At 61.0% G+C, this 25,418-nt stretch carries 21 protein-coding genes; 11 read left to right on the forward strand and 10 right to left on the reverse strand.

Translation table 11 applies throughout. The annotated features are described in order from the left end of the window. Positions 1–59 precede the first annotated feature (59 nt). The 5 genes from GJV18_RS00370 (at position 60) to GJV18_RS00390 (ending at position 6,631) form a co-directional block, all read left to right on the forward strand. Positions 60–830, forward strand: a complete 771-nt coding sequence (locus GJV18_RS00370; RefSeq protein WP_160342740.1) for a nuclease-related domain-containing protein — start codon at positions 60–62, stop codon at positions 828–830. Between the two features lie 81 nt (positions 831–911). Then, on the forward strand, positions 912–3,815 hold the full coding sequence (locus tag GJV18_RS00375; RefSeq protein WP_218571941.1) for a hypothetical protein: 2,904 nt from the start codon (positions 912–914) through the stop codon (positions 3,813–3,815). After that, on the forward strand, positions 3,812–4,261 hold the full coding sequence (locus GJV18_RS00380; RefSeq protein ID WP_160342742.1) for a response regulator: 450 nt from the start codon (positions 3,812–3,814) through the stop codon (positions 4,259–4,261). The genes GJV18_RS00375 and GJV18_RS00380 overlap by 4 nt, the downstream gene beginning before the upstream one ends. Next, a complete protein-coding gene (locus GJV18_RS00385; RefSeq protein WP_160342743.1) occupies positions 4,258–5,397 on the forward strand; it encodes a phosphorylase family protein in 1,140 nt (379 codons plus the stop codon). Before GJV18_RS00380 ends, GJV18_RS00385 begins: the two co-directional genes overlap by 4 nt. Positions 5,398–6,253: 856 nt before the next feature. After that, positions 6,254–6,631 (forward strand): DUF6746 family protein, encoded by a 378-nt coding sequence (locus GJV18_RS00390; protein ID WP_160342744.1) that lies wholly within the window; start codon positions 6,254–6,256, stop codon positions 6,629–6,631. A gap of 17 nt (positions 6,632–6,648) precedes the next feature. Here GJV18_RS00390 and GJV18_RS00395 read toward each other — a convergent pair whose 3' ends face one another. Then, positions 6,649–7,725, reverse strand: coding sequence for a GGDEF domain-containing protein (locus GJV18_RS00395; RefSeq protein WP_160342745.1), 1,077 nt, complete (start codon positions 7,723–7,725; stop codon positions 6,649–6,651). A gap of 285 nt (positions 7,726–8,010) precedes the next feature. Between GJV18_RS00395 and tyrS the strand changes: the two genes are divergently transcribed. Further along, positions 8,011–9,252 carry a tyrosine--tRNA ligase gene (gene tyrS / locus GJV18_RS00400; RefSeq protein WP_160342746.1) on the forward strand — a complete coding sequence of 414 codons (1,242 nt, stop codon included), beginning with the start codon at positions 8,011–8,013 and terminating at the stop codon, positions 9,250–9,252. Between the two features lie 330 nt (positions 9,253–9,582). On the opposite strand, the gene speB is transcribed toward tyrS, so the two are convergent. Both speB and GJV18_RS00410 read right to left on the reverse strand, forming a co-directional pair. Beyond that, positions 9,583–10,554 carry an agmatinase gene (gene speB, locus GJV18_RS00405; RefSeq protein ID WP_160342747.1) on the reverse strand — a complete coding sequence of 324 codons (972 nt, stop codon included), beginning with the start codon at positions 10,552–10,554 and terminating at the stop codon, positions 9,583–9,585. A gap of 11 nt (positions 10,555–10,565) precedes the next feature. Beyond that, a complete protein-coding gene (locus GJV18_RS00410; protein WP_160342748.1) occupies positions 10,566–11,645 on the reverse strand; it encodes a polyamine ABC transporter substrate-binding protein in 1,080 nt (359 codons plus the stop codon). A gap of 117 nt (positions 11,646–11,762) precedes the next feature. Here GJV18_RS00410 and GJV18_RS00415 point away from each other — a divergent pair, with 117 nt between their 5' ends. Both GJV18_RS00415 and GJV18_RS00420 read left to right on the forward strand, forming a co-directional pair. After that, positions 11,763–12,683 carry a LysR family transcriptional regulator gene (locus GJV18_RS00415; protein WP_160342749.1) on the forward strand — a complete coding sequence of 307 codons (921 nt, stop codon included), beginning with the start codon at positions 11,763–11,765 and terminating at the stop codon, positions 12,681–12,683. Between the two features lie 227 nt (positions 12,684–12,910). Continuing rightward, positions 12,911–13,465 (forward strand): NADPH-dependent FMN reductase, encoded by a 555-nt coding sequence (locus GJV18_RS00420; RefSeq protein WP_160342750.1) that lies wholly within the window; start codon positions 12,911–12,913, stop codon positions 13,463–13,465. Positions 13,466–13,508: 43 nt separating this feature from the next. Here the strand turns inward: GJV18_RS00420 and GJV18_RS00425 are convergent, their stop codons facing one another. Beyond that, positions 13,509–15,458: a M48 family metallopeptidase gene (locus GJV18_RS00425; RefSeq protein ID WP_160342751.1), complete on the reverse strand. Its 1,950-nt coding sequence runs from the start codon at positions 15,456–15,458 to the stop codon at positions 13,509–13,511. Between the two features lie 15 nt (positions 15,459–15,473). After that, the gene (locus GJV18_RS00430; RefSeq protein ID WP_160342752.1) at positions 15,474–16,070 is read right to left on the reverse strand and encodes a LemA family protein; all 597 of its coding nucleotides are present in this window, start codon (positions 16,068–16,070) and stop codon (positions 15,474–15,476) included. Between the two features lie 189 nt (positions 16,071–16,259). Here GJV18_RS00430 and GJV18_RS00435 point away from each other — a divergent pair, with 189 nt between their 5' ends. From GJV18_RS00435 to GJV18_RS00445, 3 genes are all read left to right on the forward strand, one after another. Further along, positions 16,260–16,850, forward strand: a complete 591-nt coding sequence (locus GJV18_RS00435) for a TetR/AcrR family transcriptional regulator (RefSeq protein WP_160342753.1) — start codon at positions 16,260–16,262, stop codon at positions 16,848–16,850. Beyond that, a complete protein-coding gene (locus GJV18_RS00440) occupies positions 16,847–17,728 on the forward strand; it encodes an alpha/beta hydrolase family protein (RefSeq protein WP_160342754.1) in 882 nt (293 codons plus the stop codon). Before GJV18_RS00435 ends, GJV18_RS00440 begins: the two co-directional genes overlap by 4 nt. 473 nt (positions 17,729–18,201) lie before the next feature. Further along, positions 18,202–18,858 (forward strand): endonuclease I family protein, encoded by a 657-nt coding sequence (locus GJV18_RS00445; RefSeq protein ID WP_160342755.1) that lies wholly within the window; start codon positions 18,202–18,204, stop codon positions 18,856–18,858. 52 nt (positions 18,859–18,910) lie between these two features. Here GJV18_RS00445 and hutC read toward each other — a convergent pair whose 3' ends face one another. The 5 genes from hutC to hutI all read right to left on the reverse strand — a co-directional run bounded on the left by hutC (position 18,911) and on the right by hutI (position 25,210). Beyond that, positions 18,911–19,624 (reverse strand): histidine utilization repressor, encoded by a 714-nt coding sequence (gene hutC, locus GJV18_RS00450; protein ID WP_160342756.1) that lies wholly within the window; start codon positions 19,622–19,624, stop codon positions 18,911–18,913. A 146-nt stretch (positions 19,625–19,770) separates the two neighbouring features. Then, positions 19,771–21,306, reverse strand: a complete 1,536-nt coding sequence (gene hutH / locus GJV18_RS00455) for a histidine ammonia-lyase (protein ID WP_160342757.1) — start codon at positions 21,304–21,306, stop codon at positions 19,771–19,773. Then, the gene (hutU, locus tag GJV18_RS00460; RefSeq protein ID WP_160342758.1) at positions 21,303–23,000 is read right to left on the reverse strand and encodes a urocanate hydratase; all 1,698 of its coding nucleotides are present in this window, start codon (positions 22,998–23,000) and stop codon (positions 21,303–21,305) included. Before hutU ends, hutH begins: the two co-directional genes overlap by 4 nt. 52 nt (positions 23,001–23,052) lie before the next feature. Then, a complete protein-coding gene (gene hutG, locus GJV18_RS00465) occupies positions 23,053–23,991 on the reverse strand; it encodes a formimidoylglutamase (RefSeq protein ID WP_160342759.1) in 939 nt (312 codons plus the stop codon). Further along, positions 23,981–25,210, reverse strand: coding sequence for an imidazolonepropionase (gene hutI / locus GJV18_RS00470; RefSeq protein ID WP_160342760.1), 1,230 nt, complete (start codon positions 25,208–25,210; stop codon positions 23,981–23,983). The genes hutG and hutI overlap by 11 nt, the downstream gene beginning before the upstream one ends. Between the last annotated feature and the right edge of the window lie 208 nt (positions 25,211–25,418).

A 25,418-nucleotide genomic window follows, 5' to 3' on the forward strand; every position in this document is an offset into this window, starting at 1 on the left:
GTCCAATTACGCCTACTTTCGGTACTATCCAGTTAACTCAGGATTACCAAGGACAGGAAATGGACTTCACCCCCATCATTGCCCAGGTCTGGGGCACACTGGGCTGGTTTATCCCGCTGATGCTGCTGATCGGCCTGCTCAAGTCACCATGGGCCAAGGGTCATATTGGCGAACTCCTGGTACGGCTGTTTGCCCATTGGCAGCTGGATAAGCAGACCTACCGCCGCCTGCACAACGTCACCCTGAACACGCCGGACGGCACCACGCAGATCGACCACGTTTTCCTCTCGCCCTACGGCATCTTCGTGCTGGAAACGAAGAACATGAGCGGCTGGATCTTCGGCAGCGAGAAGCAGGCGCAGTGGACGCAGAAGCTTTACAAGCGCGCGTTCAAATTCCAGAACCCGCTGCGACAGAACTACAAACACCTCAAAGCCCTGGAAGCCACCCTTGGCGTTGATCCCGCGCACCTACACTCGGTCATCACCTTCGTCGGCGGCAGCACCTTCAAAACCGAAGTACCGGCCAACGTCACCCAGGGCATCGGCTTTATCCGCTATATCAAGTCATTCCAGCAGCCGCTATTCAGCGAAGCTGAAGTCGACGCCATGCTGCATGCCCTGCAAACCGGCCGCCGCGCGCCGACGCTCGCCACCCACCGCGAGCACGTGCAAAACCTTAAACGCCGGAGTGATCCGACAGCCGAGCGTCAATGCCCGAAATGCGGCAGTGCGCTGCTGATTCGTACCGTGAAATCAGGGGCGAAAGCGGGGCAGCAGTTTTGGGGATGTTCGGCATTCCCCAAATGCAGAACCTTACAAAATCTCTAAAACTTACAACATCAAAGAAATCGGATTTTTAAAAACATGGCGCGAGTCTTCCATAGCCCCAAAGCGAATCAAAAGCCTCAAGTGCATTCGCTGATATCTAAAATTAAAAACCCAAACAAGAGAAACCTACTAAGGGGGCATAGCTCGAAATCTAGACTTAGCGTCAATGAAATTGAAGAAATTAGAAAAAACAACACTCTGGATGACTTAAAGACCATAGGGGCCATTTTAAAAGGCCCCCACAATTTGCTAAATGAAGAAAGAAAGAAAAAAAGTGCAGACCTCTACAATATAATAACCACCTCACCCCTAGAGTGGAAAAAAGAGATTTGCTACACCGCCGGCTACATTAATTCAACAATACGCGATGCACTTGATGTCCTAGATCATATACGTGCGCTATCACGAATAGACTCCACGAGCTTGGAAGACGCACTAGAGAACCTGCTTATTCTTGCAAAAAAGTACGGCGCATCAAATTACCTGTCATACAAGCTCGCATACATCCGCAGCTCCAGAGAAATCCCACCAACTTCACTCAGCACCGTAACCCAGATTGAAGATGAGATACTTCACAAAGACAGTCCAGGAATGCACTTTAGTGCCCTCGAGAACATCAGCCCCAAAATATCTCTATTCCAAGTAGCCCAGAGGCGAGCCAGCGCATCAGTTGGTAAAGTAGGCGGAGATATCAGAAAGACAATCGCCCTTAGCAACTTCGTCCCAACTCCATTGAGCGAAGATGACTGTGCTGGCTTTTTATTGCGCGCCTCAGAATCCTGCCTAGTCGACACCGTATACTCCATCATCACGATATTCAACCTGAATGATCGATTAAACGCAGCCCAAAAAGAACTAGAGAAGAATCTATGCGCCGAGTTTATAGAGCAATTATTTAACACCACCAATTCCATAAAAAATAACTGCCCAGAAAATATTATTACCGAGCACTATAGATCACAGAACGAAGAAGGCCTCCCAACTCTAGACCTCTATAGAGCATCTGCCGCCTTCCTTGAGCACCCCAAATATGCCCTATATAGAAGCGATATAGACCGTGTTATCGGAGCTCGACTGCTTGCAGAAATATCCGACATAGATATCTCAAAAATATCCCCACCCCTAGACGATAAAAAGTTTCTTCTCGCACCTGACGAGACCACTATAAATGAGCATCTACCGATTCGAATGGACACATTCCATCGAACCTACCTTTTCCTCAAGCTCATAAATAATCATTTGAATATTATAAGCCTAACAAAAGATGACATAAAATATATATTCGAGAACACTATAGAACTAGAGATGCTGCTAAGCGAAGAGGAGATGAGAGCATTACACCTCACCGCGCCCCACGAAACAAAGAGCTTAGTAGCCGTATTGGCCCTTGCACTTTTCAGAAAAAAATCTGTAGACCCAGACATTGACTTTGAGTTTAGATCCGACTTCATCTGGCATGTAAACAACAAGCATAACGGCTCTATCGTAGATTTCATTAACAACCTACTCAATGACTCGCCCCAGATCGCTGGATATATCGTCAGGTCACTCGACGAAGTCACGCTGGAGAAAATGTATTCTCTTGTTAAAAATGCTTCCCAAGCCTCAGAGATAAGATGCGAAATTCTTAGAACAGTAGGTCAAAAGCTTAATAAAATCGAATACATCATTGAGGCCGACGGAATAACGACCCGTTCAAAAGTGGCCAAATTACAGCAGTACTTTGATAATAGTCGAATGTATGTTGACAGCGTTTCAATGAAGAAATGGCTTGACAGCAACCCAACAGTTTCAACAGAGCAATATAGATCTCTATTTCCGAGCATTGAAGCCAGAAATGAAAGTGGTTTTATTGTTCTTCACATAAGCGATCAGAGTGAATACCTAATCTCACAAATCGCGAAAGATGCCTTTGAACAATTCTGCCTAAACACTGAGTTTGGAATTCAATCATATTTAGGTCGGCGCATCAGGCACAACACCCTGGACGGAGTCACAACAGATACGGTTGATGCAGTGCTAAGAAAGCGCGAATTCCAGAGCATCACATCAACCCCCACTATGCGACGCACCATTGAAAGCTGGCTGGGCACATATAAATCAATAATTGACAAGTTACGAAGAGACCACCTTCAATTCAAATCCGCCGGTTCGTTGTTCAACGCGAATCTCGATCTAGACGACTCAACTACTAAAGAAAATATTAGAAAACTCACCAGCACGCTCAAAACCACGGGCACAAGCGAACTCTTGAACGATCTAATAATCGCTTTTTGCTGGAAGCAGATCACCCCGCAACTTGATAATGCCGCACGCTTTATTAAAACCACACTATTAAAGGAAGCAAATGCCAGCATTGACAAGTCCTTCTCCAGCAATGGTCTAACTGAAGGACAAATGAAGGCAGAGCTACATGAGGCAGTAAATGAAGTCTTCAGAAAGGTGGCTGACTGGTTTCAAGTGCCACAGACAGGATTCATTTCAGCATCAGTTCGAGATCTTTGCGAAATCATACTAATCGAGCTCAACAGACAAAACTGCGTAGACTTTATCGGAGATGCTGTAAATACAAAATACACTGGAATTAGCGTACACCGCCTATACGACTGCCTAGCAGTGCTCCTTCAGAATGCTCATAAACATGGCGAGGAAAATACCCGAATAAGAGTAGAAGCATGCATCAACAACAAAGAACCAGGGGCCATCCTAGATGTAGTTTCCATCAGTATCAAATCCATCGTTTCAGAAGAAAAATACGCGGAATCTAAAGATCGTATTCTCAGCGCGATTGCCTCGAAGGAGGCTGGCACCGATATGGTCACCGAAGGATATACAGGCATCAAGAAAGTAAAGTTCATAACGCGAACCTGTGAAAGCACACACACTGTCCACTGCAATTTTGATGACGAGACAAGAGAGCTGGATCTTGGATTCAGGATGCATATGGAAACAGTAACGGAAGACCCCGCAGGTGGAGACGAATGAATATTTTGCTAGTAGAGGATGAAATCCATAAACGCGATGAAATATGCAGATGCGTAATGGATGTCTACGGCTCCACGCCTGAAATTGTTGACGGCGTTAGCAGCGCAGTCTTAAAGGTAATGAGTCAAAACTACGAACTAATAATTCTTGACATGGCCCTTTCAACTTTTGGAGAAAGCGCCGAAGACAAAAACAAGGGACATGACCAAGCACAAGGCGGGATCGAAGTACTGCGCGCATTAAAGTCAAAAAATAAAACAACAAACATTATAATTGTGACCCAATACCCCGACTTCTACATCAGCGGCAAGAAAATAAAGCTAAAAGACTCGCCCAAGGTCATCAAAGAAAAATACAACCAAAATGTTATCGGTGCAGTTCTGTACCATTACAAATCACAGCCAACTCTTCAGAAAATTGTAACGCTGCTAAGAGGTCTACAATGAAAATAATGCTAATTGAGGATGACAACAATAAAGCACGCGCCATCACCTCACACTTAAACCAGCACGGCATAACTGAGCAGCACATCATCCGTGCTAAAAACATGAGCGATTTCTCTGCCGCGCTCAGCAATGATATTGGGCTTTTTATAATCGATCTCAACCTACCAAATATAGATAATGGCACGACATCACAGAATGGCAAGGCCATCTTGGAGTGCATTATAAAAGCCGGAAAAGACGACGCCCTTCTTTTAGCCATTAGCTCATACCCAGCAGACTTCCCTGAGTTACGAGACTACTTCGAAGCTAATGGATGCATACTGGCGAATTTCCAGAACAAAAAGGGATGGCAGTCAACACTTGACCACCTACTCACCCAGCTAAAAAAGAACATAAGATTTGACTTCTTGATATTTTGTGCACTACAGGAAGAACGAAATCCTTACATCGCTTTGACACCCGGAAAGCACATTGTGCGTGGAGGCATTGACTGCTTCGACATTGAACTAGGAGAAAACAAGGGATCTGTAATTTTGCTGCCACAAATGGGCCTAGTAAATGCCGCCATCACTGCTGGAGCATGTATAGACAAATTCAAGCCCAAGATGGTAGGAATGAGTGGCATATGCGGAGGATTCGAAGGGCGCGCCGAACTTGGACAGCTAATAATCTCCAGCATGGCTTATGAGTACCAGTCAGGGAAATGGGCGTCTGACGGCTTCTTAAACGAGCCGTATCAAGTACCCACAGATCACCTAACACTCACGAACCTCAAAGCATTAATCAACGATCCAGATCTTATCAATAGGATTGAGAGCGGTCACAAAGGAGCACGACCATCTGCAGCGCATTCACCAGTGGCAGGCATCTTCACGAGCGGGTCAGCTGTAATTGCTGATAAAAAATTCATTGAGCAAATAAAATCCATCCACAGAAAAGTAACTGCATTGGATATGGAAGTATTTGCCATTCATCGCGCAGCAGAGCTTTCGCCGCACAAGCCACCATGTATATGCGCCAAAACCGTTGTAGACCTATGCGACTCGAAGAAAGATGACTCCATACACAGTTATGGCGCTTATATTTCTGCAAAATTTCTGATTGAAGCAGTAAAAGATTTCTTCAGACAGCGCTAGTAGTGCTGCATCACCAACCAATGAGCCGTGAGCTGTTGCAGCTCACTCGGGCGATTATCCGAATATTTTAATGAACGGATCTGAGCAGCCCTAGAGTAAAGCAACCACGTGCGTCGTCTGCTCGCACAGCTCAGTTGAGTGCGCCAGAGTGCGTTCTAACGCGCTCAACTGCTCGCGAACTCTCCTCTGGTTCCGTCACACCACAAACTTGAGCGAAGTCGAGCACCCTTGCATTGATCTTGTTGCCTAAAGTCTTGCTCCAGTGCGCTTTCTGGAATGTAGGCCGTGGGTTCAACGTTATCGTAGGCAGTCGCTAACCAATGCATCGCGCTAGGTGGGGGCGGAGTACAGCAGCACGAAGTTCTTCAGACGGGCGTCGCCGTTACCGACGATGCAGCTCAGACTCACTATGGCAAACAACTCGCCTCTGAAGCCTAAACGGTACAAAAATCAGTACAATGGCGGTACAGTGCCCAGCTTTTACAGATTTCGCTAAACTACGCCTAAGCCTCTCTATAACGCTACTTTCAGCTAACTGTACCTACGATAAGCTACGCCCGATTTCACTGGGTTTGCAGCGTTTCTAGGCAACTCATAATCCTTTGGTCCACGGTTCGAGTCCGTGTGGGCCCACCACCTTTAAAGCCGCGCACTGCGCGGCTTTTGCGTTTTAGCGATGCCTCCGGCCTTCACTTCCATAGCGAGCCGCATCTGCAAGCGGTGCATAAAGAGAATAATTGACTATCGTCAATGATAGTTATTCTCATAACTATAAATTCGGTCCTACCCAGCGCAGCGAGCCTTCATCGTGGTGGCCGCCCTGGGGTATTTCTTAAATTCGAGAAAGGACCTTCCCATGCGCAGCTTTATGCAACTCTCCGCCCTGTCCCTTGCCCTGTTGTTCAGTGCCGCTGGCCTGGCCAGTGAACGGGTGGTCGATCATTACAAAGGCAAGCCCGCGGCCAGCCTGCCGGAGGCGGTGGCCAATTTCAGTGAGTACAACGCCAAGCTGGAGGCGATTCTGGCCCAGGGTAGCTTGAGCGCCGCCGATCTGCACAGCATCCATGAGCTGACCTATACCCTGGAAAACGCCCTGAAGCGGATCAATCAGGATTTCGCCGCCCTGGGCGAGACCCTGGAGCAGGTGCATGTGGCCTCGGAGACGGCGGATAACGCCACGGTGCAGCAGCAGGGTCAGGCCTATTTGCAGACGGCGCGTCAGGTGATTCGCTGACCGCGCCTGGCGCGGGGCTATTCGATAGCGGGGCTGGGGTCGCGGCTGACCAGTTGATCGCGGCCCTGCTCCTTGCCCCGGTAGAGGCGGCGGTCGGCGGTGCGGTAGAGCTGTTCCAGGCTGCGGCCATCCAGCGGCCACTCGGCCAGGCCCAGGGTCACCGACAGCGGGATGCTGTGCTCGCCGTAGGCCAGAGGGGTGCTGTTGATCTGCAGGCGCAGGGCCTCGACCAGGGGCTCGGCGCCAGTACGGTCGGTGTTGCGCAGCAGCAGGCCGAATTCCTCGCCGCCCAGGCGGCCGAGGGTGTCGGTGGCGCGCAGGCGCTTGCTCAGGCTGTTGCAGATATGCCGTAGGGCCTGGTCGCCGGCATCGTGGCCGTACTGGTCATTGACCGCCTTGAAGTGATCCACATCCAGCAGCACCAGCACCAGCTTGCTCTGGTTGCGTTCGGACTCTCGCAGGCTCTGTTCCAGGCTCTGCTGGAAGCTGCCACGGCTGGCCACGCCGGTCAGGGCGTCGGTGCGGGCCATGCGCTGCAGCTGCTGGTGGGCAGCGGCGCGACGGGTTTCATAGAGGTGGACAAAGACGATCAGCAGCAGGCCGCAAAAGATCGCATTACCCAGGTCGATCAGGCCTTCGGGAGTCAGGCTGACCGGGTAGGTGTACACATAGAGCAGGCAGGCGCCGACTACAAAGGGCAGCGCCAGCAGGCTGCCGCGCTTGCGTCCGAGCAACAGGTAGGACAGCACCGGGATGATATAGACCCAGACAAAAGCGGTTTTCGAGGCCCCGGGGATGACGATGATATACAGCAGAAAACAGAAGGTCGGCAGCAGGTAGGCGTAGATCCAGGGCATCAGCCGGCGCACCCCGGTGATCCGCCAGGCGCCCCAGAACAGCAGCCCGGTGACCAGCAATTCCAGGGCCGACAGCAGCAGGTTGCCGGCCATGAACTGCAGCACACAGAACACCCCCAGGGTCAGCCCGGTGGTGATAAAGACCATACGCATCAGCGAGCGCTGCCCTACATCCTGCAGGTCGGCAACACCGGCGCCAGTGTTCACTAGCGGCTTGGCGTGTGACGGATTGAACATGAAGATTCACTGCACCAAGGAGAACGATTGCCCTCACTGTGCCTCAATGCCTGGCCCATGGCCAGCCTGGCGCCGGGTCGTGCGGCGGTTGACTTGACGCGTCGAAACGCTAGAGTGCCCAGCCATGCACAGACACATCTGCCCTATCGCTGCGTTTTATTACGCCCTGCCCCCTCTTACCAGGCGGTAGATGCGTTGTTGCATGTCCGATCCGCCTGAGGCGGCTCGGATATCGCGTTTCCCCTCCAGTCTCCTCGGGCATTTGCCTTCAATCAGGAGACATCCATGTCCAGCAACACCCTTGATCTGCTCGATCAGCTGCAAGCCCGCGGCTTTATCCACCAGTGCACCGATTTCGATGGCCTGCGCCTGGCGTTGAGCCAGGGCCCGGTGACCTTCTACCTGGGTTTCGATGCCACCGCCGACAGCCTGCATGTCGGCCATTTGCAGGCGCTGATGCTGATGCGCAATCTGCAGCGCGCCGGGCACCGGCCGATTTTGCTGATCGGCGGCGCCACCACGCGCATCGGCGACCCAAGCTTTCGCGACAGCAGCCGGCCACTGCTCACGGAGGATGAGATCCAGCGCAATATCGCCGGCATAACCGGCTGTTTTGCTCGCTATATCCGCCTGGGTGATGGCCCCGGCGACGGCATGGTGGTGAATAACGCCGACTGGCTGGATGGCATCGGCTACCTGCAATTTCTCGATCAGGTCGGCCGGCACTTTTCCATCAACCGCCTGCTGACCTTCGATGCGGTGCGCAACCGCCTGGATCGCGAGCATTCCCTGAGCTTTCAGGAGTTCGGCTACACCCTGCTGCAGGCCCATGACTTTACCGAGCTGGCGCGCCGGCATGGCTGCACCCTGCAACTGGGCGGTGCCGACCAGTGGGCCAATATCATCAATGGCGTGGAGCTGGGCCGGCGCCAGGGTTGCCCGCCGCTGTTGGGCCTGACCATGCCGCTGCTGACCACCCGCGACGGGCGCAAGATGGGAAAATCCGCCAGCGGCGCGGTGTGGCTCAATGGCGACAAGCTCTCGCCCTACGACTTCTGGCAGTTCTGGCGTAATTGCGACGATGCCGATGTGGGGCGCTTTCTCGCCCTGTTCAGCGAGCTGCCGCTGGAGGAAGTGGCGCGTCTGAGTGCGTTGACCGGCGCCGAACTGAATCAGGCCAAGATCATCCTGGCCAATGCCGCCACCACCCTGGCCCATGGCGAGCAGGCGGCCCGCGACGCCGCTGCTACAGCCCAGGCCCTGTTTGGCGCACAGGACACCGATGCCGAGCTGCCGCAGCTCAGCGTCAGCCCCGAGGATCTGGCCCAAGGTCTGAGCCTGACCGACCTGCTGCTGCGCCACGGCCTGCAACCTTCGCGCAGCGCGGTACGACGCCTGGCTGCCGGCGGCGGCCTGCTGCTGGACGGCGAGCGGCAGAGCAACCCGGACCGCCCCCTGCAGGCCTGGCAGCTGGGCCGCCGGCTAAGCCTGGGCAAGAAGCGGCATTACCAGTTGCAGGGGTCGTAGACGCGGGCCGCCCAAGGCACGTTTTTCGCGGCTAAAGCCGCTCCTACAGTTGCCCACAAGCCGCTAGCCGCAGGCTGGACCACGCTTTACCGGTCCCCCCTGGGCAATCGAGATAGACGCTCAGGGTGAACATAAACCGCGATTTCCACCCTAGGGTCTGTTGACGTTTCGTCGCGAACCGCGTTGCCGCGCAACCCGAAGGGCCGGGCCAGTTTTAGCGCGATGCTGCGTTTCTCGATGGCTCATTTAGCTGGCTAAACTTCGCATCTCGTGCCTTGCCTCGCGCAAAAACTGGCTCCGGCGCGGCCGCGAACGAAACGTCAACAAACCCTAGATCTTTTCCCCCAGCTTATGCCGCGCCGCATACAGGCAGACCATCTCCATGGCCACGGTGGCGCCGGCCAGGGCGGTGATCTCGGCGTGGTCGTAGGGTGGCGAGACTTCCACCACGTCCATGCCCACCAGGTTGATGCCGCGCAGGCCACGCAGGATCTCCAGGGCCTGGTGAGTACTCAGGCCGCCGCATACCGGAGTGCCGGTGCCGGGGGCGAAGGCCGGGTCGAGGCAGTCGATATCGAAGGTCAGGTACACCGGGTTATCGCCGACCCGGGCGCGGATCAGCTCGGCGATCTGCTGGGCGCCGCAGCGGTGCACCTCGGGGGCGTCCAGCACCTGGAAGCCCAGGGTGTCGTCGTTGGTGGTGCGCAGGCCGATCTGCACCGAGCGCGCCGGGTCCACCAGGCCCTGGCGGGCGGCGTGGTAGAACATGGTGCCGTGACTGACGCCCTGCTCGCTGTCATCGGCATCCGGCCAGGTGTCGCTGTGGGCATCGAAATGCACCAGCGACAGGCTGCCATGTTTTTTCGCATGGGCCTTAAGCAGCGGGTAGCTGATGAAGTGGTCGCCGCCCAGGGTCAGCAGGCCGCAACCGGCGGCAACGATCTGCTCGGCATGGGCCTCGATGGCCGCCGGAATCTTGTGCGGCAGAGCATGATCGAAGTTGCAGTCGCCGTAGTCGATTACCGCCAGGTGGTCGAAGGGGTCGAATTCCCAGGGGTAGTGGCGCTCCCAAGCGCTGGTGATGGAGGCAGCGCGGATCGCCCGCGGGCCGAAGCGGGTGCCGGGCCTGTTGGTGGTGGCGGTGTCGAAGGGCACGCCCGTGATCACCAGATCGACGCCACTGAGGTCACGCGAGTAGCGCCGGCGCATAAAGCTGGTGACGCCTGCGTAGGTCGGCTCCGAGTAGGTGCCGTAGAGGCTGTCGCGGGTGATCGCCAGGTCGTTGCCGTTAAATGCTTCCATTTGCCCTGCCCTCAATACTGACTGCGAAAAGTGGTCCAGATACGGGTGCGGTCGCGCTGCTGACGCAGGGGCATCAGCTGCTCGCTGAACAGTCGCGCGCGCACGTCGGCCGGCGGGTAGATATCCGGGTCGCCGGTGATGGCTTCGTCCACCAGGGCGGTGGCGGCCTGGTTGGCGTTGGCGAAGAACACGCTATTGGTCAACTCGGCGATGGCTTCGGGGCGCAGCATATGGTCGATAAAGGCGTGGGCGGCCTCGGGGTGCGGAGCGTCGGCGGGAATGGCCAAGGTGTCGAACCAGATCAGGGTGCCCTCTACCGGGATACGGTATTCCACGCTGAACGGCTGGCCGGCCTCGCGGGCATTGTCGGCGGCCATCAAGGCGTCGCCGTTGTAGGTCAGGGCCAGGCAGATCTCGCCCTTGGCCAGGTCGTCGATATGCCGGCCACTACCCACATAACGCAGGTTGGGCTGCAGGCCGGCGAGCAGTTGCTGCACCGCGGCCAGGTCGCCGCGATCGCTGCTGTAGGGGTCCTTGCCCAGGTAGTTGAGGGCGATGCTGATCACCTCCTGGGGCGAATCGATCACGGCGATGCCGCAGTCCTTGAGCTGGCTGGCGTATTCGGGCTTGAACAGCAGGTCCAGGCTATTGGTGGGCACGCCCGGCAGGCGCCGTTCCAGCGCCTCCCTGTTGTAGCCCAGGCCCACGGTGCCCCAGGTATAGGGCACGCCATACTGGTTGCCAGGGTCGGCCACCGCCAGCTTGGCCAGCAGTTCGCTGTCCAGGTTATCCAGGTTGCTCAGACGGCTGCGCTGGATCGGCTGCACGGCCTTGGCCTGGATGGCCCGGGCCAGGCCGCTGGAGGCGGGGAAGACGACGTCGTAGCCGCTGCCACCGGTGAGCAGCTTGCTGTCCAGGGCTTCGGCGCTGTCGAAGATGTCGTACTTGACCCGGATGCCGGTCTCGTCCTTGAAGCGCTGCAGGGCCTGTTCGGGGATATAGGCCGACCAGCTGTAGAGGTTCAGGGCCTTGTCTTCGGCCTGGGCGGCGAAGGCGCTGCACAGCAGCAGGGGGAGGATGGCCTGGCGCATGGGGGGGGGTGCCTCATCGTTGTTATTGGATGGGGCTTATCCTGCGCCTGGCATTGCTTCGGATAAATATGAAGTGATCTACTCTGGCATCTGTATTTATCAATGTATGGAGCCCGCATGCTCAGCCAACTGCGCGACCTCGACCTGCAGCTGCTGCGCCTGTTCGTCACCGTGGTCGAATGCGGCGGCTTCAGTGCGGCCCAGGGTGAGCTGGGCATCGGTCAGTCCAGCATCAGCACGCAGATGGCCAAGCTGGAGACACGCCTGGGCTTTCGCCTGTGCCAGCGCGGCAAGGCCGGCTTTCGCCTGACGGCCAAGGGCGAGCAGGTGCTGGCGGCGACCCGGCGGCTGTTCGCGGCCATCGACACCTTCAAGGACGAGGCCCAGGGCATGGCCGACAAGCTGCTCGGCAGCCTGCATATCGGTTTGTCCGAGGGGCTGGCGCCGGCCGTGCTGGAGCAGGTGGCAGAGGCCATCCGGCGCTTTCGCGGGCGCAACCAGGCGGTGCAGATCGAACTGCTCACCGCCATGCCCGCCGAGCTGGAACGGCGCCTGCTGCAGGATCAGCTGCAACTGGCCATCGGCTATTTCTCCGGCAACCAGGCGGCCCTGGACTACCAGCCGCTGTTTCGCGAGCGCCAGGTGCTGCACTGCGCCCAGGGCCATCCGCTGTTCAGCGGGGCCGAGCCGAGCCTGGACGAGCTGCAGCAGGCCGACCGGGTGCACCACCCCTACCGGTTTATCCAGGCCCGCGAGCCGCTGCAGAGCGCGACCAGCTCGGCGCAGTCCGAGCAGGTGGACGGCACCCTGGCCTTTATCCTCTCCGGCCGGCATATCGGCTACCTGCCCGAGCATATCGCCGCGCCCTGGCGGGCCAGCGGCCGCCTGCGCGCGCTGCAGGCCGAGGCACTGGGTTTCGAGGTGCAGTTCCACCTGGCCAGCCATCGCGGCCAGCCACCGGGCGATGCCCAGCGCGCCTTTGTCGAGGACCTGCTGGCGGCCTTTGCCGGCGAGTACAGTGGCCAGGGCGGACTATAGTTATCAGTCCACCCCCGGTTACAGGAATGGCTCCGTACCCATCATGAGTTGCATAAAGACTAGGCTCAGCCTGTAGTGTGGCGGCTATAGGTAGGGTGCGTTGTGCGCACCAGATTTGGCAGCGCAATACCGATGCGCATGGCGCACCCTACAGGTCCGGTCCAGCTTAAGTTCAGTGGAGCTGAGCGAATGCAGCAGGTTATTGGGGCACAACAAAAGGAATCGCCATGAACAAGTCGCACAAGGTCGCGGTGCTGGTCGGCAGCCTGCGCAAGGCCTCGATCAACCGCCGTCTGGCGCTGGCCCTGGCCGAGCTGGCGCCGGCTTCGCTGAAGCTTGAGATCGTCGAAATCGGCGATCTGCCACTGTACAACGAGGATATCGACCAGGACAGCCCGCCCGAGGCCTACACCCGCTTTCGCGAGCAGCTGCGCGGCGCCGATGCCCTGCTATTCGTCACCCCGGAATACAACCGCTCCCTGCCCGGTGCGCTGAAGAATGCCATCGATGTCGGCTCGCGGCCCTACGGACAGAGCGTGTTCAGCGGCAAGCCGGGCGCCGTGCTCACCGCCTCGCCCGGCGCCATCGGCGGCTTCGGTGCCAACCACGCGCTGCGCCAGTGCATGGTGTTTCTCGACGTGTACATGATGCAGCAGCCGGAAGCCTACCTGGGCGGCGCCGGCAGCTTCTTCGAGGAGGCCGGCATGCTCGGCGACGGCATCCGCCCCTTTCTGCAGAAATTTATCGACGCCTATGCCGCCTGGGTGGCGCAGCACGTTTAACCACTCAGGCCAGCACCCAGGCTTTTCAGCCGCTGCCTGCGGATCAGGCCGGTAACGGCTGAACGGCCCCCTTGAGCAGAGGCGGCATCGGGCAGTCGAGGATATCCGCCACGGCGCGCAGCAATTCGGCCTCGGCCGCCGTGATCTCGCCGTCATGCTCGATGCAGCGAGCCATGGCCTTGAGCAGCTGCGGCTTCTGCAGGGGCAGCAGTTGGTTGAGACGCTTGAGCGCGGCCTCCAGAGCCGCCAGGTCGCTCTGCTCAGCATCCAGCAAGGCCAACGGCCCGAAAGGCAGTTCAGCACTGGCATGGGTCAGGGCGGCCTGGGCCTGAAAGGGCGTCACGTTGCCTTCATGGGCCAGCAAGGACAGCAGCACCTGCGTCTCGGCCTGCAGTTCGACCAGCCGGTAGCGGCCATCCTGCGGACGCGACGGCCGCAGATTGCGCTCGACAATACGCAGCAGCGTCCACTCCAGCAGCTCCACCCGACCATCGGCGCGGATCAGCTTGGCCATCTGCCCGCGCAGTACACTGAACTGCTCAGGGCTCAGCTGCTTGAGTGCCGGCATGGCCAGATCCACCAGGCTCAGACGCTGCCCTGCCGGCAGCTGGAGCAATAACGGCTCCAGTGCGTACAAACCGGCCAGCAGCTGAGCATCGAGCAAGGGCTGTAGCAGCGTCAGTTGCTGTTCACGGGCGCGCGCCTCACGGGCCAGCAACAGCCCCAGCAACAGGGCCTGAGCACCGTCCAGCTGATGGGCCGCGCGCTGCAGCGGCTCGGGCAGCTCGTTGAGAACGCCATGGGCCTGCTGCAGGTGGCCCGCCTGGGGGTCGCCGATACGGGCGATGGCGGCCAGCGCCGCGGCGGGCGCAAAACCGGCAGCGGGGGTGGCCAGAACCTGGTCCCAGGCCTGGGCAACCTGACGCTGCTCCGGCGTCGCCCGCTCCCCCGCCAGACTCAGCATCGACACCTGGGGATACTGGCCATCCCAGCTTGGCAACACACGGCGGATACGCTGTTCCAGGGGTGGGTGAGTGGCCAGCAGGCCGGCCATGGCACTGCGAATACCCGCCGCAAAATACAGATGACTGAATTCTGCGGCATGCCCGGCACGCAGCTGAGAGCCATACATATGCCCACCGATCTTCTGCAGCGCGCCACCAATGCCCTCGGGGTTGCGGGTGTACTGCACCGCCGCGGCATCGGCAAGAAACTCCCGCTGACGACTGACCGCCGCCTTGATCAGGTTGCCGAAAAAGGTTCCGGCATAGCCCAGTATCCACAGGCAGGCACCCGCCGCCAGAATCGCCCCGGCCGAGTTGTCACGGCTGCTGCGGTGTCGCGACCGGCTGCTGCCACGCAGCAGAAACTCGCCGATCAGACCGAGCAGCAGGATGCCGTGCAACACCGCCACCAGGCGGGTGTTGAGGCGCATATCGCCATGGAAGATATGGCTGAATTCATGGGCGATCACCCCCTGCAGCTCGTCGCGGCTGAGCAGATCGATGGCCCCGCGGGTGATGCCGATCACCGCATCCTGGGGCGTCAGCCCGGCGGCAAAGGCGTTGATCCCGGCATCGTCCAGCACATACACCGGCGGCACCGGGGTGCCCGAGGCGATGGCCATCTCCTCCACCAGATTAAGTACCCGCTGCTCACCCAGGCCCTGGGGCGCCAGATTGAGCAAACGTCCGCCCAGGCGCTCGGCCACGGCCCGGCCGCCCTGGCTCAGCTGCACGCTTTTATACAGGCTGCCCAGCAGCACCACGGCGATCACCGCCAGTGCCACCAGCGCCACCTGATCCCAGCTGGGCAGCAGAGTGGTCGGCCCGGCGAGCAGTCCCAGGGAGTCGCCCTCGCGCCCGAATATCTGCCACAGCACGCCCAGCACAAGGCTGCTCAAGCTGATCAGGCTGAATACCGCCAGCGCCATCAGCACCAGCAAACGCCCGCTGTTGCGCCGGGCGCGATCCTGCTCTTGGAAAAAGTTCATCCCTGCAGCCCGGCGTCAGAAGGACACTTTCGGCGCGGCCTGGATCGCTGCGCTGTCCTCGAACTGCAGCAAGCTGGCGTCCTGGGCATGGCCGAAGCTGGCGGCCAGCAGCACCGGCGGGAAGGCCTGCTTGTAGCTGTTGTAGGCCATCACCGCATCGTTGAAGGCCTGGCGGGCGAAGGCCACCTTGTTCTCGGTGCTGCTCAGTTCCTCGCTGAGCTGCTGCATATTCTGTGAGGCCTTGAGGTCCGGGTAGGCCTCCATCACCACATTCAGACGCCCCATGGCACCACTGAGCAGGCCTTCGGCGCCCCCCAGCTGGGCCATGCGCTGCGCGTTGCCCGGTTCGGCGGCGGCGGCCTTGAGGCCATTGACCGCGTTGTTGCGCGCCGCGATCACCGCTTCCAGGGTCTCGCGCTCATGGGCCATATAGCCCTTGGCGGTTTCCACCAGATTGGGGATCAGATCATGACGGCGCTTGAGCTGCACCTCGATCTGGGCAAAGGCGTTCTGGAAGCGGTTACGCAGCTTGACCAGCTGGTTGTAGATACCGATCACATAGAAGATCAGCGCCGCCAGAACGGACAGGAAAATAAGCGTGGAAATGGACATGGGGGAAATCCTTATCGGCATGCGGGAAAGAAGCCGATGGTAGCGGAAAGTCGGCACGACAGAAGCCAATCAGCGCCGCATTTATCAGCACAGAAATCATTCAACAAAGTGATCAACAATAATCAGCCCTGCATATGACCCGACAAAAGGGCTTGGCGGATTAGACCGACCGGTCTATATATTTAGCCCATGAAGAAGATCACTACCCGCGACAAACTGATCCAGGCCATGGCCGACGCCCTGCAACGCAAGGGGCTGCATGGCGTCGGCCTGAATGAACTGCTGGAGATGGCCGGTGCGCCCAAGGGCAGCCTTTATCACCATTTCCCCGGTGGCAAGAGCGAGCTGGCGGTGGCCGCCATCGAGCATATCAGCCAGCGCATCGACAGCCTGTTCAGCCGCCTCTTTACCGAGCAGGCGGACCCGCTGCAGGCGCTGCACAGCTGGTTGCAGGGCGCACTGCAGCAGCTGGAGAACAGCCAGTTCGAACGCGGCTGCCCGCTGGCCACCATTGCCCTGGAGAGCGGCCCGGAGGATGTGCAGATTCGCGCCGCCCTGCAGCGCAGCTTCGCCACCGTGCGCCTGGCCCTGAGCCGGCAACTGCAAGGGATAGGTTACCCCGACGAACAGGCCGACAACCTCGCCGCGCTGTTTGTCGCCCTGTACGAAGGCGGCCTGCTGCAGGCCCGCGTCGCCGGCAGCAGCGAACCGCTCAAGCGCGCCGCCACCGCCCTGTTCAACCTGACCCGCGAGCAACTGCCGCGAGGAGCGCAAGCATGACCCGTACTGCCATTCTCAGCGAAACCCTGGAGCTACAGGCCCGCGACGGCTATCCGCTGACTGCCACGCTGTACCACGCCCCGGAACCGCTGGCGCAACTGGTGGTTGCCGGCGCCACCGGTGTGCCCCAGGGCTTCTACCGGCGTTTTGCCGAATACGCCGCACAACGCGGCTACAGCACCCTGACCCTGGATTACCGCGGCATCGGCCAGTCCAGGCCGGACAGCCTGCGCGGCTTCAAGATGGATTATCTGGACTGGGCGCACCTCGACCTAGCCGCCGCCGTGGACCAGCACCAGCATCCCGAACGGCCGCTGTATATGGTCGGCCACTCCTTCGGCGGACATGCCTTCGGCCTGCTGCCCAACCACGATCAGGTGGCCGGTTTCTACACCTTCGGCACTGGCGCCGGCTGGCATGGCTGGATGCCCAGGGCCGAGCAGTTCAAGGTGCTGACCATGTGGCGCCTGGTCGGCCCGCTGCTGACCCGCTACAAGGGCTATCTGGCCTGGAGCAAGCTGGGCATGGGTGAAGACCTGCCCATGGGCGTGTACACCCAGTGGAAGCGCTGGTGCAGCTACCCGCGTTACTTCTTCGAGGACCCGCGGATGCCGGACCTGGCCGAGCGCTTTGCCCGGGTCAGCACACCGATCATTGCCGCCAATACCCTGGACGACCTGTGGGCCCCGCCCGCCTCGCGGGACGCCTTTATGGCCGCCTATACCGGCGCGCCCTACCAGGCACGCACCCTCGACTCCCAGGCCGAGGGCCTGGGCGCGGTGGGGCATATGGGCTATTTCCGCCCGGCCGCGCAGCGCCTGTGGGATGAGACGCTGGACTGGTTTGCCGAGCTGCAGAACGCGCGCCGCGCAGCCTGAATGCAGCGTCTGGCTTACCTCAAGTAGGGTGCACCGCGCGCAGCAACTCGGCGCTCAACCGCGGTGCGCACGGCGCACCCTACAGCTCCGCCTATCTCGGCTCAATGGCGAGGGCTGAGCACACTCCGCGCCCGGGCTAGAGAGATAAAGGGGTAGAAAAAAGAAAACCCCGCGATTGCGGGGCCTTTGCAGACTAGCGTCCTGACATCCTTGATCTGCTTGCCATCCTGGCAGCTGTCCAGCGTGTCCTTGTTAAGAATTTTGCGCTTCCTGCGCGACGTCCATGGGCAGCAGATTAGCCCTTGCACCAAAGTACCAACAGGGGCTAAAGCCGGCAGACCGTGTAAGCCATTGCCTACACGGGGCCCTGCCGAACCAAGGCACGGGTTTATTTTGTGACACAGGTCTTGTTAGACTGAAATTGTCTTACAAAAACAATCGGCCGCCTCAAGTAGCGGCCCACGGGGCCCTATATGCGAGCAGTTATTCTTGCCCTCGGTTGCCTGGCAACCAGTCTCAGCCTCCCCGCCCTGGCCAACGGCCAGCAACAGATCAGCGACAGCAAGATCGCCAGCCAGTTACTCTGGCGTGATGTCTACCCCCTTGGCGGCACTTCGCTGTTCTGCGCCCAGTCCTTCAATGGCGAAAGCAGCCAGTTCACTGCCAGCCCGATCTACAGCACTAAACAGCTGAAAAGCGCGCTGCGCTGCATCACTGACCGCCAGTGCAGCATCATGACCCCCAGCTTCCCCTATATGGCCGCCGACCTGCACAACCTCTATCCGGCCCTGACCCGGGTGGAGCTGGCACGACGCAATGCCGAGTTCGGCGAGCTGGACGACAGCGTACCGAGCAAGTTTGCCGATATCGGCTGCGAGCTGAAGGCCAGCTTCAAGCTGGTGGAGCCCCGCGACGAGGTCAAGGGCAACGTGGCCCGTGCCATCTTCTATATGCACAGCGAATACGGCCTGCCCATCCTGGGGTCACTGCCGATGTACCAGCAGTGGCATCAGATGGACCCGCCGGATGCCGATGAAAAGGCGCGCAATGATCGTATCGAGGCGCTGCAGGGCAATCGCAATGCCTATATCGACAACCCGGGCTTGGCCGAGCAGCTGACCGGCAACTAAGCGCGAACCCGCGATGATGCGCACAGCGCACCCTACCAAGACAGAGGTGTAATCAGCCCCTGCGCTTGTGGGTCGAGCGCAGTTTGTAGCGATCGCCCGGGTGGATCAGCCGGGCATAGCTGATCAGGTGCTCGTCCGACCAGGTGCGACGGATCACGCTCAGGCAGGGCGCGGCGGGGTCGATCTCCAGCCAGGCGGCCACCTGCTCGTCCACCAGCACCGCCTCCACCACATGCTCCACATCGCTGATCGGGCAGCTGGCCACCAGCACCTCGTTGGGGGTCTGCCTGGCGAAGTCGGTTTGCAGATAATGCGGCACCCAGCGCGGATTGACGAAGCGATCCTCCAGCTGGATCGGCACGCCGTTCTCGCGGTGCACCAGAATGCTGTGGAACACCTCGCCGCCCAGGCGCAGGCCCAGACGCAGGGCCACCTCATCGTCGGCGGCCAGCGCCTCGCAGCGGATCACGTCATTGCTGTAGACATGGCCGCGTGCGCGCACTTCCGTGGCGATATTCAGCACCTCATGCAGGGAAGACTCGGCCTTGCGGTCGGTGACGAAGGTGCCGAGACCGGCCTGACGCAGCAGATAGCCCTGCTGCACCAGGTTGTTGATCGCCTTGTTGGCGGTCATCCGGCTCACGGCAAAGTCCCGCGCCAGCTGCTCCTCCGCCGGGATCTGATGATTGACCGGGTAGGCGCCGCTGTGGATGCGCTCCAGCAGAAACGCCTCGATGGCCTTGTAGCGCGGGGTGTTACTGCTCACAGCGGCTCCTTGGATCTATCCGGTGCGCGGATCATAGCGCGTCAACCAGCCGCAACGTAGGGTGGGCAACGCTCCGCTTGCCCACCGTTGCAGCAGGCCAAGGCGGTGGACAAGCTTCGCGTTGTCCACCCCACCAACGAACCCGATTAGGTTAGCGACGGCAGCATGCCGCTTGGCAGCAGCGGATTCAGCACGCGGCTGGCCAGCAGCTGGTTGGCCGCGGCGATATCCGGGGCAAAGAAGCGGTCTTCCACGTAGTAGGGCACCTGCTCGCGCAGGGCCTGGCGCGCCTGCTCCAGCAGCGGCGAGCTTTTCAGCCCCTGGCGGAAGTCCAGGCCCTGGCAGGCGCCCAGCCATTCGATGGCCAGCACGCCACGGGTGTTGGCGGCCATTTCCCACAGGCGCTTGCCGGCGGCCGGGGCCATGGACACATGGTCTTCCTGATTGGCCGAGGTCGGCAGGCTGTCGACGCTGTGCGGGTGGGCCAGGGCCTTGTTCTCGCTGGCCAGGGCGGCGGCGGTGACCTGGGCGATCATAAAGCCGGAGTTGACCCCGCCATTGGCCACCAGAAACGGCGGCAGCTGCGACATATGCTTGTCCATCATCAGCGAGATGCGCCGCTCGGAGAGCGAGGCGATTTCGGCGATGGCCAGGGCGATATTGTCGGCGGCCATGGCCACGGGCTCGGCGTGGAAGTTGCCACCGGAGATCACGTCGCCTTCGGCGGCGAACACCAGGGGGTTGTCCGATACCGCATTGGCCTCGACGCCGAGCACGTCGGCGGCCTGGCGCAGCTGGGTCAGGCAGGCGCCCATGACCTGGGGCTGGCAGCGCAGCGAGTAGGGGTCCTGCACCTTGTCGCAGGCCTCGTGGGAGCGGCCGACTTCGCTGCTGTCGCCGAGCAGGTGGCGATAGATGGCGGCGGCGTCGATCTGCCCGCGCTGGCCCCGGGCGGCATGGATGCGCGGATCGAAGGGCGCCCGCGAGCCCAAGGCGGCTTCCACGGTCAGGCCACCGCACACGGTCGCGGCGGCAAACAGGTCCTCGGCCTCGAACAGCCCGCGCAGGGCGTAGGCGGTGGACACCTGGGTGCCGTTCAGCAGGGCCAGGCCCTCCTTGGCCGCCAGGGTCATGGGTTCCAGGCCGGCAATGGCCAGGGCCTCGCTGGCCGGCAGCCACTGGCCCTTGTGCCGCGCCTGGCTTTCACCGAGCAGCACCAGGGACATATGGGCCAACGGCGCCAGGTCGCCGGAGGCGCCCACCGAGCCCTTGGTCGGGATATGCGGATAGACCTCGGCATTGATCAGGGCGATCAGCGCCTCGATCACCGAACGGCGGATACCGGAAAAACCACGGGCCAGGCTGTTGACCTTGAGCAGCATGATCAGGCGCACCATGGCGTCGTCCAGGGGCTCGCCGATACCGGCGGCGTGGGACAGCACCAGGGAACGCTGCAGCTTTTCCAGGTCGTCGTTGGCGATGCGGGTCGAGGCCAGCAGGCCGAAGCCGGTGTTGATGCCATAGGCGGTGCGGCCCTCGGCGATGATGGCGTTGACGCAGGCGACGCTGGCGTCGATGGCGGCATGGGCGCTGCTGGCCAGGCTCAGGCGCACGGGGGCCTGGTAAGCGGCGCGCAGCTGGGCCAGGGTCAGGCTACCGGGGGTCAGGGTCAGCGCGCTCATGCTTGGGCTCCTTGGGTGGCGGCGATCATCGGCAGGTCGAGGCCCTGTTCGCGGGCACAGTTGATGGCAATCTCATAACCGGCATCGGCGTGACGCATCACCCCGGTAGCCGGGTCGTTGCGCAGTACGCGGCCGAGGCGGGCGTGGGCATCGGCCGAACCGTCGGCGACGATCACCACACCGGCATGCTGGGAGAAGCCCATGCCGACCCCGCCACCATGGTGCAGCGAGACCCAGGTGGCGCCGCCTGCAGTATTGAGCAGGGCGTTGAGCAGCGGCCAGTCGGACACGGCATCGGAGCCGTCCCTCATCGCCTCGGTTTCGCGGTTGGGGCTGGACACCGAGCCGGAGTCGAGGTGGTCGCGACCGATCACGATGGGCGCCTTCAGCTCGCCATTGGCGACCATCTGGTTGAAGGCCTGGGCCAGGCGGGCGCGGTCCTTCAGGCCGACCCAGCAGATACGCGCCGGCAGGCCCTGGAAGGAAATACGCTCGCGGGCCATATCCAACCAGTTGTGCAGGTGCGGATCGTCCGGGATCAGTTCCTTGACCTTGGCGTCGGTCTTGTAGATGTCTTCCGGGTCGCCGGACAGCGCCACCCAGCGGAACGGGCCGATGCCCTGGCAGAACAGCGGGCGGATATAGGCCGGGACGAAGCCGGGGAAGTCGAAGGCATTGGCCACGCCCTCCTCTTTCGCCATCTGGCGGATATTGTTGCCGTAGTCGAAGGTCGGCACGCCCATCTTCTGGAAGTCCAGCATGGCCTGCACATGCACCGCCATGGACTGCTTGGCGGCCTTGACCACCACAGCCTCCTCGGTCTTGCCGCGGGCCACGTACTCGTCCCAGCTCCAGCCGATCGGCAGGTAGCCGTGGCGCGGGTCGTGGGCGCTGGTCTGGTCGGTGACCATGTCCGGGCGCACGCCGCGCTTGACCAGCTCCGGCAGGATCTCCGCAGCGTTGCCACAGAGGGCGATGGACACCGCGCGGCCTTCGCTGCAGTAACGGTCGATGCGCGCCAGGGCATCGTCCAGATCAGTGGCCTGCTCGTCCACATAACGGGTGCGCAGGCGGAAGTCGATGCGGCTCTGCTGGCATTCGATATTCAGCGAGCAGGCGCCGGCCAGGGTGGCGGCCAGGGGCTGGGCGCCGCCCATGCCGCCGAGGCCCGCGGTCAGCACCCAGCGGCCCTTGAGGTTGCCGCCATAGTGCTGGCGACCGGCCTCGACGAAGGTTTCATAGGTGCCCTGGACGATGCCCTGGCTGCCGATATAGATCCAGGAGCCTGCGGTCATCTGCCCGTACATCATCAGGCCCTTGCGATCCAGCTCGTTGAAGTGCTCCCAGTTGGCCCAGGCCGGCACCAGGTTGGAGTTGGCCAGCAGCACCCGCGGCGCGTCCTTGTGGGTTTCGAACACACCCACCGGCTTGCCGGACTGGATCAGCAGGGTCTGGTTGTCCTCCAGGCGCTTGAGCACCTCGACGATCTTGTCGAAGCATTCCCAGTTGCGCGCGGCGCGCCCGATACCGCCATAGACCACCAGATCCTCGGGCTTTTCCGCCACGTCCGGGTGCAGGTTGTTCATCAGCATGCGCAGCGGCGCTTCGGTCAGCCAGCTCTTGCAGCTGAGCTGGGTGCCGGTGGGCGCGGCGATATGGCGGCTGGGGTCGTGACGCGGATCGGTATGGCTCATGGTGGGCTCCTTATTGTCGGTTTGCAGGGTGCAATCGGGTTGCATGGCGCTATCAGCCATTGAGGGTCAGCAGATGGATCAGGCGCGCCGCCACCTTGGCGGTGCGGCTGTCGATGTCGTGTTCGGGGTTGAGTTCGGCCAGGTCGATCAGGCGCAGCTTGCCGCTGTCGCGGATGCCTTCCAGCAGCGGTTCGAGCAGGGCCAGGGGCACGCCACGGGCCGCCGGGGCGCTGACCCCGGGCGCTTCGCAGGCGGGCAGCACGTCGATATCGATGCTCAGGTAGATGGCATCGCAGCCGGCAATAAAGGCCGAGAGGTCAGCGTCGATGCTGGCCAGGCTGGCCTCGCGAATCTCGCGGTCCTCGCGCACCAGCACATTCAGCTCGGCAGCGCGCTGGAACAGGGCGCGGGTGTTGCTGGCGCGACTGACACCGAGGCAGGCATAGGCGAAGGGCCAGCCGCGGGCGGCGCACTGCTCGGCGATCTGCGCAAAGGGCGTGCCGGAGGAACGGGCATGGGCCGGGTCGCGCAGGTCGAAGTGGGCGTCGAAATTGATAATGCCGATACGCGGCGTGCCGCCGGCCAGATGCTCGGCGATGCCCTGCCAGCTGCCGAAGGCCACCTCATGGCCGCCGCCCAGCACCACCGGCAGATGCCCGGCATCCAGCAGGGCGCAGACATGGGCGCCGAGGCGCGCCTGGGCGCCTTCCAGATCACCATCGGCGCAGACCACATCACCGGCGTCATAGGCCGCGCCCTGGCGATGCCAGGCCAGGTTGGCCAGAGCCTTGCGCATGGCCAGCGGGCCATTCACCGAGCCGACCCGGCCCTGGTTGCGCCGCACACCTTCATCGCTGGCAAAACCGAGCAGGGCTACGCCGGGCTGGCTGTCGGCACAGAGCGCCTGGACACACTGATGCCAGCGCGGGCTGTCGGCCTCGGGGTCGATACGGCCCTGCCAGAGGTGCATGGAATTGCGATCAGCCTGCATGGCCGGCCTCCTCTTTGCGGTAAGTGATGGCGCCGTTGAAGATGCGCTGGCGCAGACGCCCCGGCTGCACCGCATAGGCCAGTTCGGCCGGCTGCTGTACATCCCACAGGCACAGGTCGGCGGTTGCCCCGACTGCGATCCGCCCCAGTTCGGGCAGGCCCAGGGCGCGGGCGCCATGGGCGGTCATGCCGGCCAGGGCCTCGCGCGGGGTCAGGCGGAACAGGGTGCAGGCCAGGTTGAGGTTAAGGGTCGGAAAACAGATGGGCGCGGTGCCGGGGTTGGCGTCGCTGGCCACCGCCATGGGCACCTGGTGTTGGCGCAGCAGCTCGATGGGCGGCAACTGGGTCTCGCGCAGGGTATGGAAGGCGCCAGGCAGCAACACGGCCACGGTGCCGGCGACGGCCATGGCCTGCACCCCGGCCTCGTCGAGAAACTCGATATGGTCGGCGGACAGGCCCCGGTAGCGCGCGGTCAGGGCGCTGGCGCCCTGGTTGGAGAGCTGCTCGGCATGGGCCTTGACCGCCAGGCCATGGGCCTGGGCGGCCTGAAATACGCGCTCGCACTGGGCCGGGCTAAAGCCGATATGTTCGCAGAACACATCCACCGCATCGGCCAGGCCCTCGGCGGCTGCGGCCGGGATGATGGCTTCACAGATCAGGCGGATATAGCCGTCGCTGTCGCCGGCAAACTCCGGCGGCAGGGCATGGGCCGCCAGCAGGCTGGTGCGGATGCGCACCGGGCGCAGCTGGCCCAGGCGACGCGCCACTCGCAGCATCTTCAGCTCATCGGCCAGGCTCAGGCCATAGCCGGACTTGATCTCCAGGGTGGTCACGCCATCGGCCAGCAGGGCATCCAGGCGCGGCAGGCTGGCCTCGACCAGCTCTTCCTCGCTGGCCGCGCGGGTGGCGCGCACGCTGCTGAGGATGCCGCCGCCGGCCTGGGCGATCTCGGCGTAGCTGACGCCTTCCAGGCGCTGCTCGAACTCGCCGGCGCGATTGCCGGCATAGACCAGATGGCTGTGGCAATCCACCAGCCCCGGGGTCATCACCCCGCCCCGCCCGGCCTCGATGGCGCCCAGGGCCGCCGACTCGGGAAACTCACGGCTCGGCCACAGGCCCGCCACCTTGCCATCGGCCACCAGCAGGTTGACTGGCCCTTCCAGGGTGCTCAGCCCATCGAACAGGCAGAGCTCACGCCAGAGCAGAGAGGGAGTGGACATGGGGCGCTCCTTGATCGAAGTTGTATATACATTAGAAGCTGACTGGTCAGTCGTCAACCCCCAGCACGCAAACCCAACCACCCTCAGAGAGCGCCTGGAATAGGCGGCTCACGCAGAAAAACAGCGGCGAAACTGAACCGGAACGGCCGTGCAAGCCGACCAGCGGCCGTCAGGCTCAGCCGGTGGGCTGTGCAGCGACTATCGGGTA

Origin of the sequence: Pseudomonas xionganensis (genome assembly GCF_009763245.1) — a bacterium.
GTDB lineage: Bacteria > Pseudomonadota > Gammaproteobacteria > Pseudomonadales > Pseudomonadaceae > Aquipseudomonas > Aquipseudomonas xionganensis.